The sequence below is a fragment of the Kitasatospora mediocidica KCTC 9733 genome (genome assembly GCF_000744225.1).
GTDB lineage: Bacteria > Actinomycetota > Actinomycetes > Streptomycetales > Streptomycetaceae > Kitasatospora > Kitasatospora mediocidica.
Genome location: NZ_JQLN01000001.1, coordinates 394,284 through 415,872 on the forward strand (window position 1 = coordinate 394,284; position 21,589 = coordinate 415,872).

18 protein-coding genes, 1 tRNA gene and 1 pseudogene are annotated in these 21,589 nt (G+C 73.2%); 8 read left to right on the forward strand and 12 right to left on the reverse strand.

Annotated features, from left to right (window positions below; genetic code table 11):
- Positions 1 to 4: 4 nt before the first annotated feature.
- The 3 genes and pseudogenes from BS80_RS42320 to BS80_RS01800 all read right to left on the reverse strand — a co-directional run.
- Positions 5 to 296, reverse strand: a pseudogene (locus BS80_RS42320) (IS630 family transposase); the annotation flags it as partial.
- A gap of 67 nt (positions 297 to 363) precedes the next feature.
- The gene (locus tag BS80_RS01795; RefSeq protein ID WP_035791850.1) at positions 364 to 1,428 is read right to left on the reverse strand and encodes a hypothetical protein; all 1,065 of its coding nucleotides are present in this window, start codon (positions 1,426 to 1,428) and stop codon (positions 364 to 366) included.
- On the reverse strand, positions 1,425 to 1,772 hold the full coding sequence (locus BS80_RS01800) for a PadR family transcriptional regulator (protein ID WP_035791852.1): 348 nt from the start codon (positions 1,770 to 1,772) through the stop codon (positions 1,425 to 1,427). The genes BS80_RS01795 and BS80_RS01800 overlap by 4 nt, the downstream gene beginning before the upstream one ends.
- Positions 1,773 to 2,208: 436 nt before the next feature.
- Here BS80_RS01800 and BS80_RS01805 point away from each other — a divergent pair, with 436 nt between their 5' ends.
- Entirely contained in the window at positions 2,209 to 3,132 is a 924-nt protein-coding gene (locus BS80_RS01805; protein ID WP_035791854.1) for an aminoglycoside phosphotransferase family protein, read from the forward strand.
- A gap of 81 nt (positions 3,133 to 3,213) precedes the next feature.
- On the opposite strand, the gene BS80_RS01810 is transcribed toward BS80_RS01805, so the two are convergent.
- On the reverse strand, positions 3,214 to 5,061 hold the full coding sequence (locus tag BS80_RS01810) for a flavin monoamine oxidase family protein (RefSeq protein ID WP_232246309.1): 1,848 nt from the start codon (positions 5,059 to 5,061) through the stop codon (positions 3,214 to 3,216).
- Between the two features lie 98 nt (positions 5,062 to 5,159).
- Positions 5,160 to 6,440, reverse strand: coding sequence for an NAD(P)/FAD-dependent oxidoreductase (locus tag BS80_RS01815; protein WP_051965661.1), 1,281 nt, complete (start codon positions 6,438 to 6,440; stop codon positions 5,160 to 5,162).
- 191 nt (positions 6,441 to 6,631) lie between these two features.
- Here BS80_RS01815 and BS80_RS01820 point away from each other — a divergent pair, with 191 nt between their 5' ends.
- Positions 6,632 to 7,021, forward strand: a complete 390-nt coding sequence (locus tag BS80_RS01820; RefSeq protein ID WP_035791856.1) for a hypothetical protein — start codon at positions 6,632 to 6,634, stop codon at positions 7,019 to 7,021.
- A gap of 85 nt (positions 7,022 to 7,106) precedes the next feature.
- On the opposite strand, the gene BS80_RS40285 is transcribed toward BS80_RS01820, so the two are convergent.
- Positions 7,107 to 7,195 (reverse strand) — tRNA-Gln (locus BS80_RS40285).
- 125 nt (positions 7,196 to 7,320) lie between these two features.
- Entirely contained in the window at positions 7,321 to 9,357 is a 2,037-nt protein-coding gene (locus BS80_RS01825; RefSeq protein WP_051965662.1) for a S53 family peptidase, read from the reverse strand.
- A gap of 269 nt (positions 9,358 to 9,626) precedes the next feature.
- On the opposite strand from BS80_RS01825, the gene BS80_RS01830 reads away from it, so the two are divergent.
- The 3 genes from BS80_RS01830 (at position 9,627) to BS80_RS01840 (ending at position 12,334) form a co-directional block, all read left to right on the forward strand.
- Positions 9,627 to 10,865, forward strand: coding sequence for a cation:proton antiporter domain-containing protein (locus BS80_RS01830; RefSeq protein ID WP_051965667.1), 1,239 nt, complete (start codon positions 9,627 to 9,629; stop codon positions 10,863 to 10,865).
- Positions 10,866 to 10,996: 131 nt separating this feature from the next.
- Positions 10,997 to 11,482 carry a hypothetical protein gene (locus BS80_RS01835; protein WP_035791858.1) on the forward strand — a complete coding sequence of 162 codons (486 nt, stop codon included), beginning with the start codon at positions 10,997 to 10,999 and terminating at the stop codon, positions 11,480 to 11,482.
- 96 nt (positions 11,483 to 11,578) lie between these two features.
- Positions 11,579 to 12,334 carry a Mut7-C RNAse domain-containing protein gene (locus BS80_RS01840; protein WP_035791860.1) on the forward strand — a complete coding sequence of 252 codons (756 nt, stop codon included), beginning with the start codon at positions 11,579 to 11,581 and terminating at the stop codon, positions 12,332 to 12,334.
- Between the two features lie 16 nt (positions 12,335 to 12,350).
- On the opposite strand, the gene BS80_RS01845 is transcribed toward BS80_RS01840, so the two are convergent.
- Together BS80_RS01845 and BS80_RS01850 are read right to left on the reverse strand one after the other, a co-directional pair.
- Positions 12,351 to 13,172 (reverse strand): ABC transporter permease subunit, encoded by an 822-nt coding sequence (locus tag BS80_RS01845; RefSeq protein ID WP_035791862.1) that lies wholly within the window; start codon positions 13,170 to 13,172, stop codon positions 12,351 to 12,353.
- A complete protein-coding gene (locus BS80_RS01850; RefSeq protein ID WP_035791864.1) occupies positions 13,169 to 14,128 on the reverse strand; it encodes an ABC transporter ATP-binding protein in 960 nt (319 codons plus the stop codon). Before BS80_RS01850 ends, BS80_RS01845 begins: the two co-directional genes overlap by 4 nt.
- A gap of 256 nt (positions 14,129 to 14,384) precedes the next feature.
- Between BS80_RS01850 and BS80_RS01855 the strand changes: the two genes are divergently transcribed.
- Together BS80_RS01855 and BS80_RS01860 are read left to right on the forward strand one after the other, a co-directional pair.
- Positions 14,385 to 16,043 (forward strand): APC family permease, encoded by a 1,659-nt coding sequence (locus BS80_RS01855; protein WP_035791866.1) that lies wholly within the window; start codon positions 14,385 to 14,387, stop codon positions 16,041 to 16,043.
- A 75-nt stretch (positions 16,044 to 16,118) separates the two neighbouring features.
- Positions 16,119 to 17,132, forward strand: a complete 1,014-nt coding sequence (locus BS80_RS01860) for a GNAT family N-acetyltransferase (RefSeq protein WP_035791868.1) — start codon at positions 16,119 to 16,121, stop codon at positions 17,130 to 17,132.
- Positions 17,133 to 17,139: 7 nt separating this feature from the next.
- Here the strand turns inward: BS80_RS01860 and efeB are convergent, their stop codons facing one another.
- From efeB to BS80_RS01880, 3 genes are all read right to left on the reverse strand, one after another.
- A complete protein-coding gene (gene efeB / locus BS80_RS01865; RefSeq protein ID WP_083974076.1) occupies positions 17,140 to 18,462 on the reverse strand; it encodes an iron uptake transporter deferrochelatase/peroxidase subunit in 1,323 nt (440 codons plus the stop codon).
- Positions 18,459 to 19,685: an EfeM/EfeO family lipoprotein gene (locus BS80_RS01870; protein WP_051965670.1), complete on the reverse strand. Its 1,227-nt coding sequence runs from the start codon at positions 19,683 to 19,685 to the stop codon at positions 18,459 to 18,461. Before BS80_RS01870 ends, efeB begins: the two co-directional genes overlap by 4 nt.
- Positions 19,686 to 19,841: 156 nt before the next feature.
- On the reverse strand, positions 19,842 to 20,675 hold the full coding sequence (locus tag BS80_RS01880) for an alkaline phosphatase family protein (RefSeq protein ID WP_035791872.1): 834 nt from the start codon (positions 20,673 to 20,675) through the stop codon (positions 19,842 to 19,844).
- 516 nt (positions 20,676 to 21,191) lie between these two features.
- On the opposite strand from BS80_RS01880, the gene BS80_RS01885 reads away from it, so the two are divergent.
- Entirely contained in the window at positions 21,192 to 21,587 is a 396-nt protein-coding gene (locus BS80_RS01885) for a ribonuclease domain-containing protein (RefSeq protein WP_035791877.1), read from the forward strand.
- Positions 21,588 to 21,589 lie beyond the last annotated feature (2 nt).

The window sequence follows — 21,589 nt, forward strand, 5'->3', positions numbered from 1 at the left end:
GCGGTCATGCTGGCGACGCGAGTGGTCGGCCGCCCCAGCGAATGCCTTTCTCGCTGCGGATGCGGCGCGTTCCCTGCGTTGGGCTTCCAAGACGTCGGGGGGCGGGCGTTGGCGTTGCGCCACCGCAGATAGGCGTGCAGCGCGCGGGTCTGGACCGTGTGGTTCGGATGGTGGGAGTTCGCCAGGGTGAACTGCCGCAAGGGGCCGAAGTGCGCCTCGATCGGGTTCGCCCAGGCGGTGTTGGTCAGGGTGAAGCAGAGGTGGACGTTGTTGTTCTTCGCCCAGCGACGGATCTTCTTGCCGTTAAGCGGGACGCCGCGCCGACCCGGGAGGTCGTGCGCGGCGTTCACCGTGTGGGGTGGGTTACGCCGTGCCGAGCGGGCCCGGGGCGTCCGCCGTGTGCTTGAGATAGCGGACGGCCGCTGCTGTCACCAGGACGGCCAGGGTGACTGCGAGGACGTACTCACCGAGCAGGTCGATGCCGACGAGGTCCGAGGCGACCCAGTCGCGGGCATCCCAGCCGGCGTCGCCGGTGGAGGGCAAATAGCCGGGCACGACGACACCGAGGGCCATCGGGAGGACGGCCAGTCCGGTCGCGGCGGGCAGGAGTCGGCCCCAGCGCAGGAAGGCGAGCGAGAGCAGGGCCAGTGGGATGCAGACCACGCTCAGCATCGCTTCGGGGTTTGTGATGGCGTGCAGTTTGCTCTGCAGGACGCCCGGGAGCAGCAGCAGGACGGGCAGGACGGCGGCGCGCGGCCGGCGCGGAACCGTGCTGTCGAGCAGGTCTCCGGGTGTGGCGAGGACCAGGAGGGACCACACCACGCCGGCTCCGCCCCAGAGGACGAAGTTGCCGTAGTCCGGCGCCGAGCCCTCAGCCCATGTCCGCATGATGTGGGTTCTGACGAGGCAGTCGGTGATGACGGCAACTCCGGCCATGGCGGCCAGGATCCGGGCGGCGGTCCACCTGCGGAACAGAGCGGCCACCACGACCAGCAGCCAGAGCACGCCCGGCATGGCCGAGGTGATCAGCTCGGGGCGCCAGTCGACGAGAGGGCCGCCCGCGGCCTCTTGCATGCCGAGGGAGGGGTCGACCACGGCCTGTCGCCAGCTCTGCGGGAAGTACCACAGACCTGGCACGTAGCGGCCGAGGGCCAGAGCGGTGGCCAGCGGCGCGGTTGTGGCGAGCAGGCGTCCGCCGGTGCCGCTCGCGGTGAGGCCGGTGCGGACGCGCAGGCCGTAGGCGGCGACGCCGGCGGTCTCGCGGGCGGTGGCCAGCCGCCCGGCGCCCTCGGTGCAGTCCGCATGGACGGCGGTGATCTCCTCGCCGCACTCGGCGCGGTAGGCGGCGGGGTAGGCCCGCAGGGCCAGCCGCAGCCCCCGCGAAGTAGCGCCGGTGGTGCCGGTGGTGCCGGTGGTGCCGGTGTTCATGCGAGGGCCCCCCTGGCCGTCGGACGGATGGTGCTCAGGCGGCGGTCGGCCTCGGCCACCACCGCGCGCAGCCGGTCGGCCTCGGCGGCCAGCGTGGCCCGCCCGGCGTCGGCCAGGGCGTACGTGCGGCGGGCGCGGCCGTCGATCACCTCGTCGCGCTCGATCCGGATCAGCCCCTGCTGGAGCAGCCGGTCCAGCGCGCTGTAGAGCGTGCCGGTGCGCACCTTCACCCGGCCGTCCGAGATCTTGGCGATCTCCTGGATCAGGGAGTAGCCGTGCCTGGGCGCGTCGGCCAGTGCGGTGAGCAGAAGCAGCGTCGGCTCCTGCATGGAGCGTTCTGTCATGCGGCTATATATATCGCTCATCGGCATATGGCGTCCAGAGCCTCACGCTCACCTGCCCATGGGGGAAGGCCGGAAACGGCCGGACGCCGCGCCGCGGGAGGTTGCACGCGGGGTTCGGCAACGAAGAGAGGGAGAGCTGGGGCCTGCTGCGAAGTGCTGGTCACAGCCCCCCGCACTCCACCGCATGGCGCTCCTTGTAGTCCTCCTTGTCGAAGTTCGGCGGTCGTCCGGGTCCGATGCGGGGGACACACGCTCACGTCCCAGGTGATCAGACCCTGCGCATCGGCCTGGGCCTGCAGTTGCTCCCGGATCCGCGTCCAGATGCCGTCGCGCTGCCACCGGCGGAACAGATCATAGATTCCGGTCTTCCCTACTGGCAGCGACAGCTCCAGCTGGATCCCCCTGAAATCGGCGGGCCGGGGCGTAGGGTGCGGGGATGTTCCAGACACCGCAGCTTTTCGCGCGCGCCACCGTCGAGCGCGAGGGCGAGCGCGGGGCGGCGTGGCTCGCGGAGTTGCCCGGGATCGTGGCGGAGCTGCTGGAGCGTTGGGAGTGTGTGCCGGACGGCGAGGTCGCGCACGGGGGCGTCGGGGTGATCGTCCCGGTGCGGCGCGCGTGCGGGGATGCGGCTGTGCTGAAGGTGTCGTTTCCGCACCCCGGCAACGTCCACGAGCCGGACGCCTTCGCGGCCTGGGACGGGCGCGGCGCCGTCCGGCTGTACGAGCGGGACGGGACGCGGTTCGCGATGCTGCTCGAACGGGTCCGGGCGTCGACCCTGGCGGAGGTCGAGGACGGCGACGAGGTGATGACGGTCGCGGGGCGGCTCAACCACCGGCTGGCCGTTCCCGCGCCGCCCGGCCTGCCGCGGCTGCGCGCGCGGGCCGACGCCTGGGAGGAACAACTGCACCGGGATTCCCGGGAGTTGCCGCACACGCTGGCACCCCGCGTGCTGGGCTGCGCCGTGGCGACCGTCCGCGAGCTGGGCCGCGACCAGCCGGACACCCTGGTCCATGGCGACCTGCACGCCAGGAACATCCTGCGCGCCGACCGCGAACCGTGGCTGGCCGTCGACCCCAAGGGCTGTGCTGGAGACCGGGCCTACGACAGCGGCACGCTGCTGAAGGCGCGCGCACTGACGCTGCTGGGCGCGGACGATCTGGCCGGCGCTCTGCGCCGCGCCCTGGACGTCTTCACCGAGGCCGCCGAACTCGACCGCGAACGCGCCCGGCGCTGGGCCCAGTTCCACGCCGTCCAGGCCGCGTTCCACGGCCGCCGCCACGGTTTCCGGATCGCGCGCAGTGGGGCGCCGTTGGAACGGCTCACCCAGTTCGCCGACAGGATGGCCGAGTTGCTCAGCTGACCGGCTGGGACGCCCGGCTCCCGTGCGGACGCGCAGAGGCGCTCCGCACGGGAGCCGGCACGGGAGCCGGCGCGGGCCGGCTCAGCGCGGGTGGACCTCCAGGAAGGCGCGGACCGCGGACTCCAGCGCGCCTTCGATCCAGGCGGGCTTCAGGCTGGTGTGCTCACCGGCGAAGTGCACCCGGCCCTCCACCGTGCGGCTCGCGGGGTGCAGTTCGTGCAGCTGGCCGGGGGTGAACATGACCGCCTCGCCGAGCGCGTAGCGGGCGCGGGCCCAGGACTGGGTGGCGCCGACGCCGGTGAACTCGGTGCGGACCTTGGGGCCGAAGAGACGTTCCATGTCGTTCAGCGCGAAGGCGTAGCGCTCGCCGGGGGTGAGCGAGTCCCAGCGCATGGCGTCGTCGGACCAGGTGTAGGCGGCCAGCACCACACCGCCCGGCGAGCCGTCGGGGGCGTGCGAGGGGAAGTACGTGAAGCGGCTGGCGCTGTCGGCGACGCAGCCGCCGCCGGTGAAGCCGTTCGGTCCGTTCTCCCAGAAGCGGGTCTTGAACTCCAGCAGGACCTTGGTCGCGGAGTCGTAGTGCAGCTCGTTGACGGCGCGGCGCTTCGGGTAGGACATCAGGGGCTGGATGTCGCAGAAGCGCAGGGCGCTGAACGGGACGGTGACGATGGCGTAGTCGCCCTCGAAGACCTCGACCGGGTCGGTCGGCGCTCCGTCGCAGGACTCCTCGTCGCCGCTCTCGGCGGTGGTCTCGATCCGGACGCCGCTGTCGGTCTGCACCAGGCGGGTCATCCGCCGGCCCAGGCGCAGTTCGGCCTGGAGCGGGGCGGCCATCGCCTGGGTGAGGGTGTCGGTGCCGCCCTCCAACTCCCAGTAGCGGTTGGTGGGGCTGATGACCGAGTGGTCGATCAGGGTGGGGATCAGGGAGTAGTGGAGGCGGGAGGTCATGTTCTCCAGGGTGCCGACGGCCTGGATGGTGGGCAGGTCCCAGCCGGCTTCCTCGACGAGGTAGCGGTGGGTGGAGTAGCCGTCGTACTTCTGGAAGATGGTGGACCAGGCGGCCAGTTGGTCGGCGATCGGGCCGTCCGGGACGGTGACGCCCGCGAACGCCCGGTCGACGGCGGCCGACGTGGTGGTGGTCAGCGCGGTGCCGAAGGTCGCGTTGACGGCGCTCGGGGACTGGGCGTAGGAGGCGCGGGTGGTCTGGGCGCCGTTGACGGAGATCTTGGTGCGGAAGTTGGCGGTGGGCGGCGTGAACGGCGCACGCTGGCGCCCGGTGTCGCCGTTGCTCCAGGTCTCACCGGTGAACGAACTGTAGGACACCGGCGGGATGTCGCCGACGGCGTTCGCGCCCGGGGTCACGTCGACGTTGTAGAAGAGCCGCCGCTTGAGGCCGAGCTTGTCCGCCAGGGCCAGGACCAGCGGGTGGAAGTCCGGCAGCCGCATCGCCCCCGCCTCGGCGTGCAGGGCCTTGTCCTGGAAGATCCCGCGGAACGTCTTGACCCGGCCGCCGACCCGGCTGCCGTTGGCCTCGATGATCACCACGTCGTGCCCCGCCGCCTTGAGCAGACCGGCGGCCGCCATGCCCGCCACACCCGCGCCGACGACCAGCACCTTCTTGCGCGCCGCCCGGGCCGGCATCCGCCCGTCGATCAGGATCTTCAGGTAGTCGAGCTTCAGGTCGCTCTGCTCGTCGTCGCCGACCAGCAGCATCTTGCGTGCCAGGTCACGCCCCTGGGCCTCGTCCGCACCACCGCCGCTGCCACCCGAACCGGCCGAACCGTTCGAGGTCGGCTGCGCCGAGGCCCGGCCGACGAAGCCGGCGCCGCCCGCCACCGCGGCGACCGCGGCGACCGAACCGATGACGGTACGCCGCGAAGGCCCGGGGCGGCCGGGGGCGGGGGTGGGCTGGCTGGTGGGCAGATCCACGGGAACTCCATCGACGTTGGGAACAGTTGGGATCCGGAAGTCGGAACCACCCGGTCAACCCGCCCCGCCTCGCCGAGGACACGACACCGCCCCCAAGATCACCCGATCGTGCCGGACCCGTTCCCCTGCACCGCCGCACCCGACGCCACGCCGCCGAGGTCGGCCAGCAACTCCCGTGCGGCGCGGGCCCCGGAGGCGAGTGCGCCCTGGACGGAACTCGTGGTGCGGTGGTCACCGCAGACGTAGCGCCCCGGGGCGAACCGGCTGCTGCGGGTCAGCGGGTGCGGCGCGGGCATGGCCGGCAGCGCGGCCGGGATCCGGTAGTCAGCCAGGTGCTCCCAGTCGGAGGTGTCGCATTCGTAGAGCTCGGCCAACCGGGCCCGGACCCGCGCCTCGTCGGCCCGGTCCCCCAGCACCGACGTCGACACCAGCGCACGACCGTCGCCCGAGCAGCCCGGGACCACCTCGGACAGCACGACGCTGTTCAACAGTTCGCGGTCGGAGTCCACCAGCAGGACGGGCTCGCGCAACGGGCTGACCGGCGCCGCGTGGTAGAGCGTGGTGACCGCCGATGTGGCGGGCACCGCGAGCCCCGGCAGCAGGCGAGCGGCCTCGGCCGGCTCGGTCGCGACGACGACCGAGGGAACGGCCGCCTCCGATCCGTCGGCCAACCGGACGCCGTCCGGGGTCAGTTCGGCCACCGGCACGCCCAGGCGCAGCGTCCCGACCGGCAACTCCCGTGCCAGCTGGGCGGGCACCGCCCCGATGCCCTCCTCCGGCAGGCAGAGCGTCCCGCGCAGCATGCTGCGCCACACCAGATGGAACACCCGGCTGGAGGTGTGCAGTTCGTCCTCCAGGAACACCCCCGCCAGGAACGGCCGCAGGACGGCGTCGACGGTCGCGGCCGAGACTCCCGCCGCCGCCAGCGCGTTCCTCGTCGGGACGTCGCGGCCGCGCCGCAGCAGGGCGGGGGGCAGCACCATGTCCCGCGCGCTGAGCAGGCCGAGCGCGGCCACGTCGCGCAGCGGGGCCAACCGCCCGGGCAACAGGTCGGCCGCCAGGTCCGGCCTGCGGGTGGGGTCGCTGAAGCGGTAGCGGCCGCGGGAGCCCGCGAGCACGAAGCCCGGGGTGAACGCGTGCAGGCGCAGGGCCCGCAGGTCGACCCGCCTGCGCACCTGCGGGTAGGAGGTGTTGAACACCTGGAACCCCCGGTCGAGCCGGAAGCCGCGCACCAGGTCGGTCCGCATCCGGCCGCCCACCGCGTCCGACCGTTCCAGGACCCGCACCCGCAAACCCGCCGCGGTCAGGTCCTGGGCACAGGCCAGCCCCGCCAACCCCGCCCCGACCACGATCACGTCCACTGCGGCTGCTCCGCCCACCGGGCCCTCCTGTCTGCGCCGTCACTGCCGGCCTCGTCGCCGTGCTGCCTCTGGCTCAGTGATAGCGGCTCCCGGCGGCGACAGCGCCGCGCCACGCGAGGCAACGGTGTGCCGGGATGCGGCGGCGGGGCACGCGAGCGAGGCTCGGTACGGACAGCAACTGCCCGCCCCACCCCTCGGAGGCTCCCGCCGTGAACCCTCGCCTGCTCAGGACCATCGGTGCGGCCACCGCCGTCTACGGCCTCGCGGTGACCCGGCGCCCCGAACTCCTCGCCCGCCCCTCCGGCCTCGCCGCGCCCGACGGCACCGTCCCGGCCGCCACCGCCACCTGCCTGCGCCCGCTGGCCTTCCGCGACGCCGCGAGCGGACTCGCCATGCTGCTGGCCCCCGACGAGCGCAGCCTGCGGACGGCGACGCTGGTGCGGATCGCCGCCGACCTCGGCGACGCGGCCCTGCTCGCCACCGCCCTCCCGGCCCGCCGCCACCGGGCGATGGCCCTCGCGGTGTCGGTCGGCTGGGGCGCCCTGTCCATCGCCGGGCTGCTGCGGCCGGGCAGGCCGGAGCGGACCGAGCCGGCCTGACGACCGCGCCCCGCCCGGCGGCGCCGGACCCGGCGTCCGGGCACCGCGCCCTTGACGGTGCGAGGTTCCAACTGTCTTGCTGCGGCGGAGAAGGCAGGATTTGAACCTGCGTGGGCTTGCGCCCGACCGGGGCCAGAGCCCCGGTCCCCGATAAGCCACTCCGGGCACCTCTCCCGGGAGCGTCCCGCCCGCCTGCTGCGGTTCGTCCCTGTGCCACTGACTATGCACCGGCCCGCTGACCCGGCGCTGACCGGCCGCTGACCCGGTCCGCCGGTGGGCGGGCCGGGTCACCGTGCGGGTCAGTGCCGGGCGAAGGAGCGGACGAAGTCCGCGGTGGCCGAGCCGAGCCCGGTGGCGGCGTCGTAGCCCGGTGTGGCCTTCAGCGTGCTGTCCTGGTCGAACAGCGACAGGTAGGTGAGGAAGCCGCCCGGGTGCTCCCAGTCCGCCTGGTAGGTCTGCACCCACGGTGCCTGGCCGGCCGGGGCCGGGAGGACGTCGTGGATCGCCGCGGTGCCGCGCATCGAGTAGAGCAGCGGGTTGGCGAAGCCGAGGGCGTGGCCCGCCGCCTGGCCCGCGTCCGCCTCCAGGCCCGCGATCAGCGGGGACGAGCCGCTGGTGCCGCCGCCCATGGCCTCGGTGTAGGCGCCGCCGGGAACGGTGTAGCCGACCAGCCAGCCGGTGGCGGGGTCGGCGTCGGCCGAGATGTCCGGCTGCTCGCGGTGGGCCGGGGCCGTGCCGCCGGCGGTGGCCAGGGCCGTGGGGACCGTGCCCTTCTGGTACCAGGGCTCGGGGATCAGGTTGCTGCGCCCGCCGGTCGAACCCATCTGGAACTGGCCGGGCGGCGGCGTCAGGTAGCCGGTGCCCTGCGCGTTGAGCTGGGCAGCGTCGTTGCCCCAGGCGAGTTCGCCGGTCACCCGGCCGCTCTTGCCGATCTCCAGGGTGGTGCCGCCGACGGAGGTCGCCCACTGGTCGGAGGCCGGGAACACCACCATGGCCGGGGTGCCCGCGGGTTCCCCGGTGAAGCCGTCGCCGAAGTCGCCGGAGGCGTAGTCGAAGCCGATCCCCTCCAGGGTGCCCTGCTGGAACATCTGGTCCCAGGCGGCGATCGTGGTGGGCGTGGCGGCGTACTCCGCGGTGCTGAACGAGTCGGTGGCGACGTCGGCGAGGTGCTGGTCGACGATCCGGGTCGAGGCGTCGAGGAAGGCCAGCGAGCCACCCCCGTAGCCCTCGTCGGCGGTGCAGTCGGCGCCGACGTAGACCACCTTGGCGTCCGGGGCGGCGAGGTGGCTCGACTCGACGTCGATCGACTCCTCCAGCCCGTTGGAGGTGGTGCCGCAGCTGGCCGCGAAGTTCGGGCCGAAGTTCTCGCTGTACTGGCCGGGGGCGAAGCCGGGCACGCCGTGCGAGGTGAAGAAGCGGTTGGCGTCGGCCTCCATGGTGGGCAGCGCGCCGTCCAGCAGGACGGCGACCGTGCGGCCCTTGCCGGTGTACGGGCTGTTCGTCACCCCGTACGCGTCGCGCATCTGCTGCGGCGTGTAGCCGCAGACCTGGTCGAGCGCGGTGGTGCGGCCGCCCACGGCGGGAATGGTCGAGCTGTTCTGGCCCCACCACTGCGAGCACGCCTGCGGCACGACGCCGGCCGCCGTCGGGGGCTGCGCCGCGGCCTTGGCCACCCTGGACCTGGGCGCGGCGGACGGCGTGGGGGCGGCAGGCGACGTCGACGGCGTGGACGGCTCGTGGGCCGTCGAGTTGTCGAGACCGATCACCGTGGTGATGTCGTGCCCGAGCGCGGCCGGCACGGACACCCCGCTCACCGGGGCATAGCCGACGCTCCACGGACGGGTGAAGCTGTGCAGCGTGGTGGCGAACGCCTTCTGCACCTCGTCCACGGTGGCGGTGACGCTCAGGTAGTGGGCGTTCGCGCCCGTGACGGTCATCCCGAAGCCGCTGAGCCAGGCGGTGACCTTCGCCGTCTGGGCCGGAGTGGTGCCGTAGCGCTGGACGAGCTGGGCGGGCGTCAGATAGTGGGCGTAGTCGGAACTGGCCGGATCGGAGACCGCCTTCGCCTCCCGGGCCAGGCCCACCGGGTCCTTCCCCGCCAGGTAGACCCGCAGCGACATGGTCCAACTGCCGGGCGCCGCACCGGAATCGGTGGGCGCCTGGGCGCCCGAGGTCCAGCTCGGGACGGCCGACGGCAGGTCGGTGCGGGCCGGGCTCGCGGCAGCCGCGGCCGGTGCCACCGCGCCCGCCACGACCAGCGCGGCAGCGGCGGCGGCAGCCGTCAGCGCACCGCCCCGGACCCGGCGGGGGGTGGGAGAAGAGGACTGCTGGGACAAGATCTCACGCTCCGTCAACAGGCATGGCCCGCCCCGGCGGGGACGGACCGGCGGCCCGCGTCCCCGGCAGAGGGGGCCACGCACAACCGCTCAGCCACCAGGACGGGCCGATCCGCCGGTTCGGTCACACCGTGCGCCGGAAGGTGCCCGGACGGGCAGGCACCCCGCCCGGTCCGGTGCGCCGCCACGCGCTGCCGGGGCGGTGGGCCCTAGCATCGGCAGTGCTTCGACACCGTCCGCTCCGTACCGGGGAAAGCACAGGTGCGTCCGTGATCGCGCTGGTCGTCAGCATGGGGACGCTGTTCGCCTGGGCCCTGGTGGCCGGCCGGCTGACGCGCTGGAGCGTGACGGCGCCGGTGGCGATGACGGCCGCGGGCGTGGCGCTGACGGTCGGACCGCATCCGGTGATCCAGATCAGCCTGAGCACCTCGGACGCCGAACGCGCCGTCGAGATCATCCTCGCCGTCCTGCTGTTCGTCGACGCCACCGACGTCCCGGCCGGGGCCGTCCGCCGGCAACGCCGTCTGCTGGTCCGGCTGCTGGTCCTCGCGCTGCCGCTGACCCTCCTCGCCGGGACGCTGGTGGGCGCCCTGCTGTTCCCGTCCGACGGCTGGTGGCTGGCCGCCGTGTTCGCGGCGGTCACCGTGCCGGTGGACCTGGCCCCGGCCGCCGAGCTGATCCGCGACACCCGGCTGCCGTCCTGGCTGCGGGGCGTGCTCACGGTGGAGAGCGGGCTGAACGACGGCATCGTCGCCCCGGTCTTCCTGCTCTGCCTGGCGGGCGCCGAGGCGCACGGTCCGGTCCCCGATCCGCTCGCCGAACCGCTGGGGCACGCGCTCGACGCGCTGCTCTGGGCCGTGCTCGCGGGCGTCCTGGTCGGCAAGCCCGGCGGACGCCTGCTCCAGCACTCCTGGCGGGCGGGCTGGACCAAGCCCGCCGCCGTACGGCTCGGGATCGTCGCGCTGCCGCTGATGGCGTACGGGCTGGCGGTCCTGCTGGACGGCAACGGGTTCATCGCCGCGTTCGTCGCCGGCCTGTGCTTCGCTCCGCACGCCCGCGCGCTGGCCCCCAGGGCACTGCACCTGGTCGAGGACACCGGGACGCTGCTCTCACTGGCGCTCTGGTTCGTCTTCGGGGAGGTCGTCACCCAGGCGTTCACCGGCGACTTCGACGGCCTGGTGGTGGCCTACGCGGCACTGTCGCTGACCGTGGTGCGGATCGCCCCCGTCCTGTTCTGCCTCGTGGGCAGCGGCCTGGACCTGGCCGACCGGCTGCTGCTGGCCTGGCTCGGGCCGCGCGGCCTGGCGTCCATCGTCTTCGGCCTGCTCGCCTTCATCAGCCTGGCCCCCTTCGACCCGCACGCCGCCGATCTGGTCGGCCAGCTGATGACGATGACGGTGCTGATGAGCCTGCTCGTCCACGGGCTGACGTACGGTCCGCTGGCCGCCCGGTACGCCCGGGCACGGGCACGGGCCGGCGGCGACGCGACGGCCCGGCCGTCGTCCTGAGCCGCCGCTTCACCCCGGCGGGTGACGGGGACCGGCTCCGCCTGGCGACCGGGACCGCCGGGCCCGAGCATGGACCCTGGTACGGCCTGTCGGACCGTCAACCCCAACTCTCAGTCAGGCAGGTGAGGACGTTGTCCCAGCTCTCGGTCCCGGTCCGGAAGGCGCTGCTCGCAGGGTGCGCGGCGCTGCTGCTCGCCGGCACGCCGACGGCGGCAGCGGCGGCCCCCGCCACCCCGGCCGCGCTCGTCGTCGTCCCGATGAATCCGGAGCCCGCACCGGCGGGCGGGCGGACGGTCGTGCACGCCTTCGTCGCGAACGAGGGCGGGAGCACGGCGCAGAATCCGTTCACGGTGACCGTCACCCTGCCCCGCGAGGTCTCCGCGGCCACCCCGTTCTTCCCAGCCTCCTGCAAGCCTCTCCCGGCCGGCCGCACCGTCTCCTGCACCTTCGCCGGCGGCCTCGGCTCGGGCCGGACGGCGACCGCGCTGATCCCGGTGGTGATCCCGGCCGGTACGCCCAGCGGCAAGCTGAGCGGGGGGCGGGTCGCCGTGGCGGGCCCCGACGCGAGCCCCGATCCGGCCAGGAGCAGCGCCGCGTTCACCATCACCGTCGGCTGACCGGCTCCGAGGCCCGCTGACCTGCGCACCGCGTCCCCGCTCGGACCGACCGCAAACGGTTGGCAGCGGGACGCGGTGCGCTGGCATGCTGGCCTGGTGGACAGACCGGAGATAGGGATCAGCTTCGCCCCCGAGCTGCGGCTCTTCGTCGCGTCGCCGCGCCGGGAGGGGCGCACGACGGTCAGGACGGACGGCGCCTCGACGCTCGGACACGTCGTGGAGTCCCTCGGGGTGCCGCTCACCGAGGTCGGCGCGCTCCTGGTGGGCGGACGGCCGGTGCCCGACGCCCACGTCCCCGCCGACGGTGACGAGGTGGCGGTGCACGGCGTGACGAGGCCCCAGCAGCTCGCCGGACCGCCCAGGTTCCTGCTCGACATCCACCTCGGGACGCTGACCCGGCGGCTGCGCCTGCTGGGCATCGACGCCGCCTACGAGAACCCGGACGTCGGCGACGCGGCTCTGGCCGCGCGCTCGGCCGCCGAGCAGCGCGTGATGCTCACCCGCGACCGCGGACTGCTGCGCCGACGCGAGCTCTGGGCCGGCGGGTACGTCTACAGCCACCGCCCCGCCGAGCAACTGCGCGACGTCCTCTCCCGGTTCGCGCCCCCGATCGTCCCCTGGAGCAGGTGCACGTCCTGCAACGGCCTGCTCCACCACGCCACCAAGGCCTCCCTGCACGGACGGCTGCGCGATGGCACCGAGCACTCGTACGACGTCTTCGCCGAGTGCGCCGACTGCGGACAGGTCTACTGGCGCGGCGCCCACCACGCCAGCCTGAACGCCGTGGTGGAGGCCGCCTTGCACGAGTTCGGGCCCAGCAGTGCCAACAACCCCAGCACAAGCCTGATGTGACGACGCATCAACCCCGTTACGGGGCGAGGTCGCGCCGGGCGAGCAGGCGGAAGGCCGCGGCGGTCCCCAGCAGGCCCACCGCCGTCAGCACCGCGAACGAGCCCCACGGGACGGTGCCGTGGGCCAGCGCGTCGCCGGGGGTGTAGTAGTGGAACGGGCTGACGAAGCGCAGCCCGGCGGCCTTCGACCAGGCCAGCGCGACGAAGTTGACGGCGAAGCCCACCGCGCCGAACCCGATCGTCGCCCCGATCACGGCCGCCCGGCGGCTGCTCGCGGCCGAGACGGCGAGGGCCGGGCCGGCCAGGCAGAGCGTGAAGGCCGTGCCGAGCAGTCCCGCGACGAACACCCCGCTCAGCGGTACCGCCTGGTGCAGCTGCGGTGAGAGCAGGACGCCGACGGCCACCACCGCGGTGGCCACCGCGTTCAACGCCAGCGAGGCGAGGGCGAGGGCCGCCGTCCGCTCGGCCAACAGGCGGTTGCGGGAGATCGGGCGGACCATCAGCAGCTCGATCGTGCCGGACTCGACGTCGGCGGCCACCGCCGCCGCGGCCAGCGAGCCGATGACGGTGAGTTGCAGGGCGATCCAGAACGGGTGGACCAGCCCGCCGCCCAGCAGGCCCGGATAGCTGGCGATCGACACGTCGCCGGTGGATCCGCTGAAGGCCTTGAACGCGCCGGGCGGGGTGCGGCCGCCGCCCGCGAAGAGCTCCTGGGGCGAGACGGTAACCGTGATGACCACGATGAGGGCCTCGAAGACCGCCATGCCGACAAGCAGCGCGATCAGCATCCGGCGCCGACGGTGCAGAGCCAGCCAGAGCAACGGGTACCGGTGTTTCATCGCTGCTCCCCCGGCTCGTCGGTCGGCGTGCTCTGGTCGGTCGGCGTGCGGTAGAGGTCGAGGAAGGCCTCCTCCAGGCCGGCCTCCTCGACGGTCAGATCCTCGACCGGCAGGGCCAGCAGGCCGCGCAACGCGCCCACCACCTCGCCCGGGGGGATCAGCAGTTCCACCCGGTTGCCCTGCCAGCGCGGCGACCAGCTCTCGGCGGCGCCCAGCGGGCGCGGCCCGGCGCCGTCGGCGAAGGTCAGCCGGACCCGGCGGGCGCGGACCTCGCGCAGCGCCGCGACGCTCTGCACCGTCACCAGCCGCCCGGCCCGGACGATCGCCACCCGTCCGCACGCCCGTTGCACCTCGGGCAGCACATGGCTGGAGAGCAAAACCGTCCGGCCGGCCGCCCTCGCCTCGGCCAGCAGCTCGAAGAAGGTCTCCTGGACCAGCGGGTCGAGTCCTTCGGAGGGCTCGTCCAGGACCACCAGCGCGGGATCGTGCTGCAGCGCCTGGACGAGCCCCAGCTTCTGCTTCATCCCGCGCGAGTACTCCCCCACCGCGCGCCGCAGGTCCGCCGCGGTCAGCCCCAGCCGCGCGCAGAGCTCGGCGCGCCGGGGGGTGGCCGCGCCCTGCAGGTCGGCGAGGAGTTGCAGGGTCTGCCCGCCGGTCAGCTCGGGGTAGAGCCGCAGCTCACCGGGCAGGTAGCCGAGCGAGGGGGCCAGCCTGCGGTGGTCGGCCACCGGGTCCAGACCCAGCACCCGTACGCGTCCCGAGGTCGGCCGCAGCAGGCCGACCAGGCAGCGGATCGTGGTGGTCTTGCCCGCGCCGTTCGGGCCGAGGAAGCCGAACACCTCGCCCGCTCCGACGCGGATGTCGAGCTCCTCCACCCCGACCGTCGGCCCGTAGCGCTTGGTGAGGGCGCCCACGTCGATCACGGCCGCGGCGGGGTCCCGCAGGTTCTCGGACATTGGTCCTCCTCGCGTTCCCGTGCGACCGCGCGGCTCGCCCTGACCACAGTGGCACCGCTCACTCCGCCGGGGAAGCCGCGCCGCACGGATCCGGTGCACCGAATCACTGCACGAATCCTCCTTGACCGAGATCCGGTGGTGCGCGTGCCTTGCGGCACCGCGTCGCCAGTCGTTCCATGGGAGTGGGCCCGTGACGGGCGTGGCGCGCGAACTCCCTCCGGACAGCCGGGGGCCTGTCGAAACGAAGGTGACGGCTGTGGCGACGACGACCAGCGGTACGGCGGGCTCGGGCACGACGGGCCGGCTGCGCAGAGACGTCGGCTTCTGGGGACTGCTCTTCGTCTCCCTCGGGTCGATCATCGGATCCGGCTGGCTGCTGGGCGCACTGACCGCGGCCACGGTGGCGGGGCCGGCCTCGCTGATCTCCTGGATCCTGGCCGCGGCGATGCTGACCGTGCTGGCGCTGGTGCACGCCGAACTGGGTGCGGCGTACCCGGTGGCGGGCGGCACGGCGCGCTTCCCGTTCTTCGCCTTCGGGCCGCTGGCGGGCTTCGCGGCGGGCTGGATGGCCTGGGTGCAGGCGGTCACCATCGCGCCGATCGAGGTCGAGGCGACCCTGTCGTACACCTCGCACATCAGCTGGGTGGAATCCAACGTGACCATCCTGCACACGGACGGCACGCTCACCGGGGTCGGCGTGCTGATCGCCAGCGTGTTCATGGCGCTCTTCACGATCATCAATCTGGTCGGGGTGAAGCTGCTGGCGCACACCAACTCGGTCGCGGTGATCTGGAAGACCATGGTGCCGCTGCTGACCGTCGTGGTGCTGATGTCGCTGACCTTCCACGCAGGCAACTTCCACGCCGGGGGCGGCTTCGCTCCCTACGGCGCGCACGGCGTCTTCGCCGCGCTGCCGGCCGGCGTGGTCTTCGCCCTCCAGGGCTTCGAGCAGGCCATCCAGATGGCCGGCGAGGCGCGCGACCCGCAGCGCGACGTCTCGCGCGCGGTGATCGCGGCGATGGCGATCGGCGCGGTGGTGTACCTGCTGCTGGAGGTCGCCTTCATCGCGGCCATCAACCCCGCCGACGTGGCACACGGCTGGGCCAACCCGGTGGGCAAGGGCGACTTCGGCCCGTACGCCACGCTGGCGACGGCCGCCGGCGCCGGGTGGTTGGCCACCATCCTGTACATCGACGCGGTGATCTCCCCCGCCGGAACCGGCCTGGTCTACGTGGCCACGGCCTCCCGGCTCTCGTACGCGATGGGCCACGAGCGGGCCATCCCCTCGCACACGGCCCGGATCGACCGGCGCGGTATCCCGTGGATCTCGGTGCTGCTGGCCTTCGTCGTCGGTGAGATCGCCTTCCTGCCGTTCCCCAGTTGGCAGTCGCTGGTGGGGCTGGTCACCTCGGCGACGGCGATCATGTACGCCTTCGCGCCGGTGGCCCTGCACGCGCTGCGCCTGCGGGACGGCGACCGGCCACGTCCGTACCACCTGCCCGCCTGGCGCGTCCTGTCACCCATCGCGTTCGTCTCCGCCAATCTGATCATCTACTGGTCCGGCTACGAGGCGGACTGGAAGCTCGGGCTGACGATGGTCTTCGGCCTGGTGGTCTTCGCCGTCACCCGGCTCAGCACCCCGATGGAGGAACGCCAGGCGCTGCACTGGCGGGCGTCGCTCTGGGTCTGGCCGTGGCTCGGCGGGCTCGTGCTGATCGGCCGGCTGGGCCGGTACGGCGGGGGCAACACGATCGCCGACTGGTGGGACCTGGTGGTGGTGGCCGTCTTCTCGCTCGTCGTCTACGTGGTCGCGGTGCGCAGCGCGATGACCAGCCAGGCCGTCTCCGACGCCGTGACGGTGGAGGAACGGACCGAGTTCGACCCCGAGGCGACCGCAGCGGGCGCCGGCGCCTGAGCCGGCCCCGGGGTCTCCTCCGGGACCGGCGAAATGCGGTGGCGCCGTGCCGTGGGCGCGTGCTTTCTTGGGCCGATGGTGATTCGCGAGATCAGTCCGGCCGACAAGGCCGAGGACCTGAGCGCCGTCCTACCGGTCGCCCAGGCGGTGTTCAACGAGCAGATGCCCGGCTTCCCCCTTCTCTCGGCAACCAGGCTGCGGATGCGGTGCTTTCCCGACCACCACGCCGTCCTGCGGGTGTTCGCGGCCTTCGCCGACGACGAGGCGCGGACCGCGGACGCGATGGCCCTCGTGGAGTGGGAGGAGGACGCCAACCCGGACCTGATGGGCGCCTCCGTCTGGGTCGCCCCGCAGGCGCGCCGGCGCGGCCTGGGCGCGGCGCTGTACGCCGAGGTGCTGGCCCTGAGCGCGGCGGTGGGGCGGCCGCGGGTGGTCGTCAACGGCGCGTCGACCGTGCCGGTGGACGCGGTGGTCGCCGCGTACGGCGGTCGGCGGGTCGAGGAGATGATCAGGTCCGTACTGGACCTCGCCGGTGTCCCGCGCTCCCGGATGACCGAGGCCGCCGCCGCCACGGACGCGAACGCCGGATACCGGCTGGTGCGGTGGACCGATCACTGCCCGGACGAGCTGGCCGGCTCCTTCTGCGCCGCGATGGCGGTGATGGCCGACGCCCCGCAGGGGGATCTGGTGTACGAGCACGTCGCGCACGATCTGGAGGGGCTGCGCGAGCGCGAGCGGCTGTCCGTCCTGGCCGGCGTCCGGCGCCATGTGCTGGCCGCCGTGACGCCGGCGGGCGAGATCGGCGGGTTCACCGTGTTCAGCAGTGCGGCGGAGGGGCCGCTGGCCCTGGACATCTGGGACACCGGAGTGGTCCGCGCCCACCGCGGCAACGGGCTGGGCCTGCGGCTCAAGGCCGCGCAGACGCTGTGGATGCTCGACGAGTTCCCCGCGGCGAGGTGGGTGCAGACCTTCAACAACGCCGACAACGCGCACATGCTGGCCATCAACCGCGCGCTCGGCTACCGGGCGGCGGAGAACTGGAGCTCCTACGAGTTCGGCCCCACCCGGCCGGGCGGCCAGGTGGGGTGACGGACCGTCAGGCCAGCAGGGCGGCGGCGAGGTGGTCGCCGGGGGCCTTGACCCCGGGGAGGACGAAGAAGTAGCCGCCGCCGGTCGGGGAGATGTAGTCGACCAGCGGTTCGCCGGCCAGCCGCTGCTGCACGGTGGCGAACTGCCGTGCGATGTCCTGCTGGTAGCAGCAGAACAGCAGGCCGACGTCCAGGTTGCCGTCCCGGTCCAGACCCCGCTCGTAGTTGTAACCGCGGCGCAGGATCTGCTGGTTCGCGGTGTCGGTGGTGCGCGGGTTGGCGAGTCGGATGTGGGCGTTCATCGGGGTGATCAGGCCCTGCGGGTCCCCCGCGTAGTTCGGGATGTCGGACTCGGTGGTCCCGTCCATCGGTGCGCCGGAGTCGCGGCGGCGGCCGATCATCGTCTCCTGCTCGTGCAGCGAGACCCGGTCCCAGAACTCGACCAGCATCCGGATGATCCGCACCACCTGGTAGGAGCCGCCCTCGACCCAGGCCGGCTCGCCGTTCGCTCCGCCGTGGGTCCACAGCACGGCGTCGGCCACGCTCTGGTCGGCGGTGTCGGGGTTGGCGATGCCGTCCTTGAAGCCCAGCTGGTTGCGCGGGGTCCCGGTCGGGCGCGGTGCGGCGTGGAACCCGTCCACCTTCCAACTCGGCTGGAGGGCACCGCGGGTGTGCTTGGTGATGTCACGCAGGGCGTGCATCACGGTGTCGCGCGAGTCGGCGCAGATCTGCAGCGAGAGGTCGCCGTGCAGCTCCGTGGAGCCGACCATGTCGTCGTCGGGGAAGACCGGCATCGTCACCAGCTGGGCGGGCTTGCGGGCGGCCAGCCCGTACCGGCCGTCGAAGAGCGAGGCGCCGACGCCCACGGTGACGGTCAGGCCGTCGGCCGGCAGCACCGGGCCCAGCGTGGAGCTGTCGGTGGGCGGCGAGGCGAGGTCGGTCGCGGGGACCGGGCCGCCGGTGGTCAGCACCCGGATGCGCTCGGTCAGCGTGGCGAACAGGTCCGCCAGGGCGGCCCGGTCGCCGGCCAGGACGGCGCACGCGACGAAGGTGGCGGCGGCCTGCGGCGGGGTGGTGATGCCCGCCTGGTGCGGGCCGAGGAACGGGATCGTCCGGCCGGACGGCCCGGCGCCCGAGCCGGTGGCGGAGTCGGCGGCGGCGGTCGCCGCGAACGCCCCGGCCAGTGCCCCCGCCCCCACCCCGGCGCCGATCGCGGCGCGGCGCAGGAAGGCGCGCCGGTGCAGCGCCGGGGCCGACACCGGGCACTGGGCGGGGACGGCCTGCGCGGGGACGGCCTGGCCGTCGGCGGCGGCGGGGTCGGGCGCGGTCATGCGTGATTCCTCGGGGTCAGCAGGTTGGGCAGGACGGCGAGTTCTTCCAGCAGGCGGCCGAGGTCCCCGTCCAGGCGGGCGCGCTGGAGGGTGGTCAGCCGGGCCGGTGTCGGCCAACTGCCGTCGGCGGCCCGGTAGGAGGCCACCTCGGTGGCGTAGGCGGGGAGTTGGGTGTTCAGCAGGGCGAGGAGAGCGGGGTCGCGGGGGCTGATCAGCGGGGTGAGGACGGTGATCAGCTCCTCGGTGCCCTGGATGTTGGCCCCCAGGGTGGCCAGCGCGCTGCCGCTGCCGTAGTCGGCGATGCCGCCCAGCTGGAACTGGAGGGAGTTCTCCAGGATCTCGTGCGCCCGCAGCGGCAGGGTGCCGGGGTCGGTGTCCTCGCTGGGGAAGTCGTCGATCAGGTTGGCGAGGTCGGTGACCAGCTGTCGGCTCAGCGGGCGCAGCCGGTCGGCGGAACGGCCGTGCCACAGGCCGTACTCCAGGGCGAAGAAGCCGGTCCAGTCGGGGCTGTCGACGCCCTGCGGCAGGCCGTTCGCCATCGAGTTCAGGGCGGTGTCGAAGTCGCCGAAGGAGTTGTAGGCCGCGCCCAGGCGCTCGTAGTCCAGGTGGGCGGTGAGCCAGTCGGCGCGGGCCGCCGCCAGGTCGCCGCGGGCGATGTCGGCGTCCAGGGCCCGGCCGGCCGCGAGCAGGCCGGGCAGCGCCTGCTCGACGTAGGCGCGGTAGGCGTTGACCGGCGCGGTCAGCTCCTTGTCCGACATCGGCAGGTAGCCGGCCACCGCGCCGGCAGCGGTGCCGTCGACCTGGACCGTGCCGGTGCTGACCACCGGGCCGCTGGAGAAGACGCAGCGGACGGCGTACTGGCCGCCGGTCAGCGTGGTGGCCAGCGGGAGGGTCTTGTACGGGCCGAGCCAGGGGATCTCGGCGTAGGCGAGGGTGCCGTCGGCGGACACCACGTAGACCGTGACGTAGACGTTCGAGCCGTTGGTGACGTCGAAGGAGACCCGGCCGGCGGGCAGGTGCGCGGGGGCGGTGCCGCAGCTGGTGGTGTTCACCTGGAGCGCGCCGCCGGGCAGCGGCGGGCCGCTGTCGGCGGGCGCCGAGCCGGACAGCGCGGCGGAGCCCAGCACCAGCAGCCCGACCAGCGCGGTGCGCAGCCGGGGCAGGGTGGCGAGCCGCCCGCGGGGGGCGGAGTCCGGCGGCGGGGGCGGTGTGGGGTCCGGCATGGTGGCGGGGTCCCTCGGTCGGGCCGGCGCACCCGGGCCACCCGCGGGGACGCGACGTACGCCCGCGGGTGGCCCGGGCACCGGGCGATGGCCTGGTGCGCTTCTGGTGGGTGCTGGTGGTGGGTGCTCGTGGTGCCGGAGCTACGCGCCGGTGGATCAGTTCCAGATGTCGGTGATCGGGGCGGCCGAGCTGCTGGAGCCGACCTTGGCCAGGCCGTACATCTGCTCCAGGGTGGCGAGCAGGTTGTAGTGGTTGATCGTCTCGCTGTACTGGCCCGGGGCGACGTGCGCGCCGACCACGATGGTGGGGATCTGGTTGCTCTCGGTGTAGTCGTCCTCGTCCCAGGTGACGATCAGCAGGCTGTTGTTGGCCGCCGCCCAGGTCGCGTAGTTCGACAGCTTGCTCTGCAGCCAGGAGTCACCCTGCGCGATGCTGCCGTCGTGCATGTCGTCGTTGAGGTTCGGGATCACGAACGACACGGTGGGCAGCGAGCTGTAGTTCGTGGGGAACGCGGTGTACGGCTGCTGGTCGGCGGCCGGGATGTTGCTGAAGTTGGCCCAGGGCGCGTGCTTGCGGGCGTAGCTGCCCGAGGTGCACTTGGTGGAGCCGGCCGACGGCAGGCCCTCGGAGTAGCCCTTGAAGGTGTCGCCGGCGGCGAGCAGCTCGGAGCCGAGGTTCGCCTTGGTCCCCTCGGAGACCGGGCAGCTGTCGGAGCTCAGGCCGAAGGTGCTGCCGCCGAAGAGCGCCATGTAGTTGGGCTCGCTGGGGTGGCTGACGCCGAACGACGAGGTCATCAGGGCGCCCTGGTCGGCCAGCGAGTTGATGTAGGGGGCGTCGGCGGTGTCGCCGATGATGTCGTCGTAGGAGTGGTTCTCCTCCACGACGACCACGACGTGGGCCGGCAGCGGCAGCGCGTTGGCCGTCACAGCGGCGGCGGCGACGGAGCTGGTGGGGGTGAGGGCTGCGGACAGCGCGACGACACTCGTCATGGCGACTGCGCACAGTCCGGCAAGACGCGACCTCGAACGCATGGGGACTCCAGGGAGGAACGAGCCGGGCCTGGCTGCCGGCTCAGGGGAGGTGAGACGGACACGGACACGCGGGAGCCCGCCACACCGACCCGTGGGTCCATGGTGTGACGGCGAAGCGGTGGGGGCCACCGGGCGGCGACGCCCGGGCCTCGGTGCGGCGGTGCGGCGGTACTTCGGTGCGGCGGTGCGGGTTCGGTGTTCAGGGTAGGGGCGCACGGCGGGCCGAAGCTTGTCGGTGGACTGGCGAAAAGGTGAACTTTTCACGCGCGTCGCCACGAGCCGGAAGGCGTCCGGTGAACACCCCAAGTTCCGCCCCCGAAACGCCTGTTCGGCCCGTGCACGGTGCGGTCGCAGGGGACCAAGGATGCGGGGGCCTTGCCGGGAGACGTCCCGTCAGCAGCCGTTTGTTTACGTGAACATGAAGACTTCCTGAGGGCATTCCCAGCAATGGTGACGCGGCGTCACACTCCTGGCATGCGAACTTCTTCCCGTGCCCTGAAGGCACGTACCGCCTCTGTTGTCACCGCCGCCCTGCTTGCCCTCGCCCCCGTCGTGGGCTTCGCGGGCGTCGCCCACGCCGACGTCAGCGGCAACGTCTGCCAGAGCGCCCTGCCGAGCCAGGCCGACGACACGCTCTCGCTCATCGCCGATGACGGACCGTTCCCCTTCAGCCAGGACGGCGTGGTCTTCGACAACCGCGAGGGCGTCCTGCCCGACGAGCCGGTCGGCTACTACCACGAGTACACCGTTATCACCCCGGGCGCCCGGACCCGTGGCACCCGACGCATCATCACCGGCGAGGGCAACCAGGAGGATTACTACACCTCCGACCACTACGCGACCTTCTACGCCGTCGACTTCACCTGCTGAGA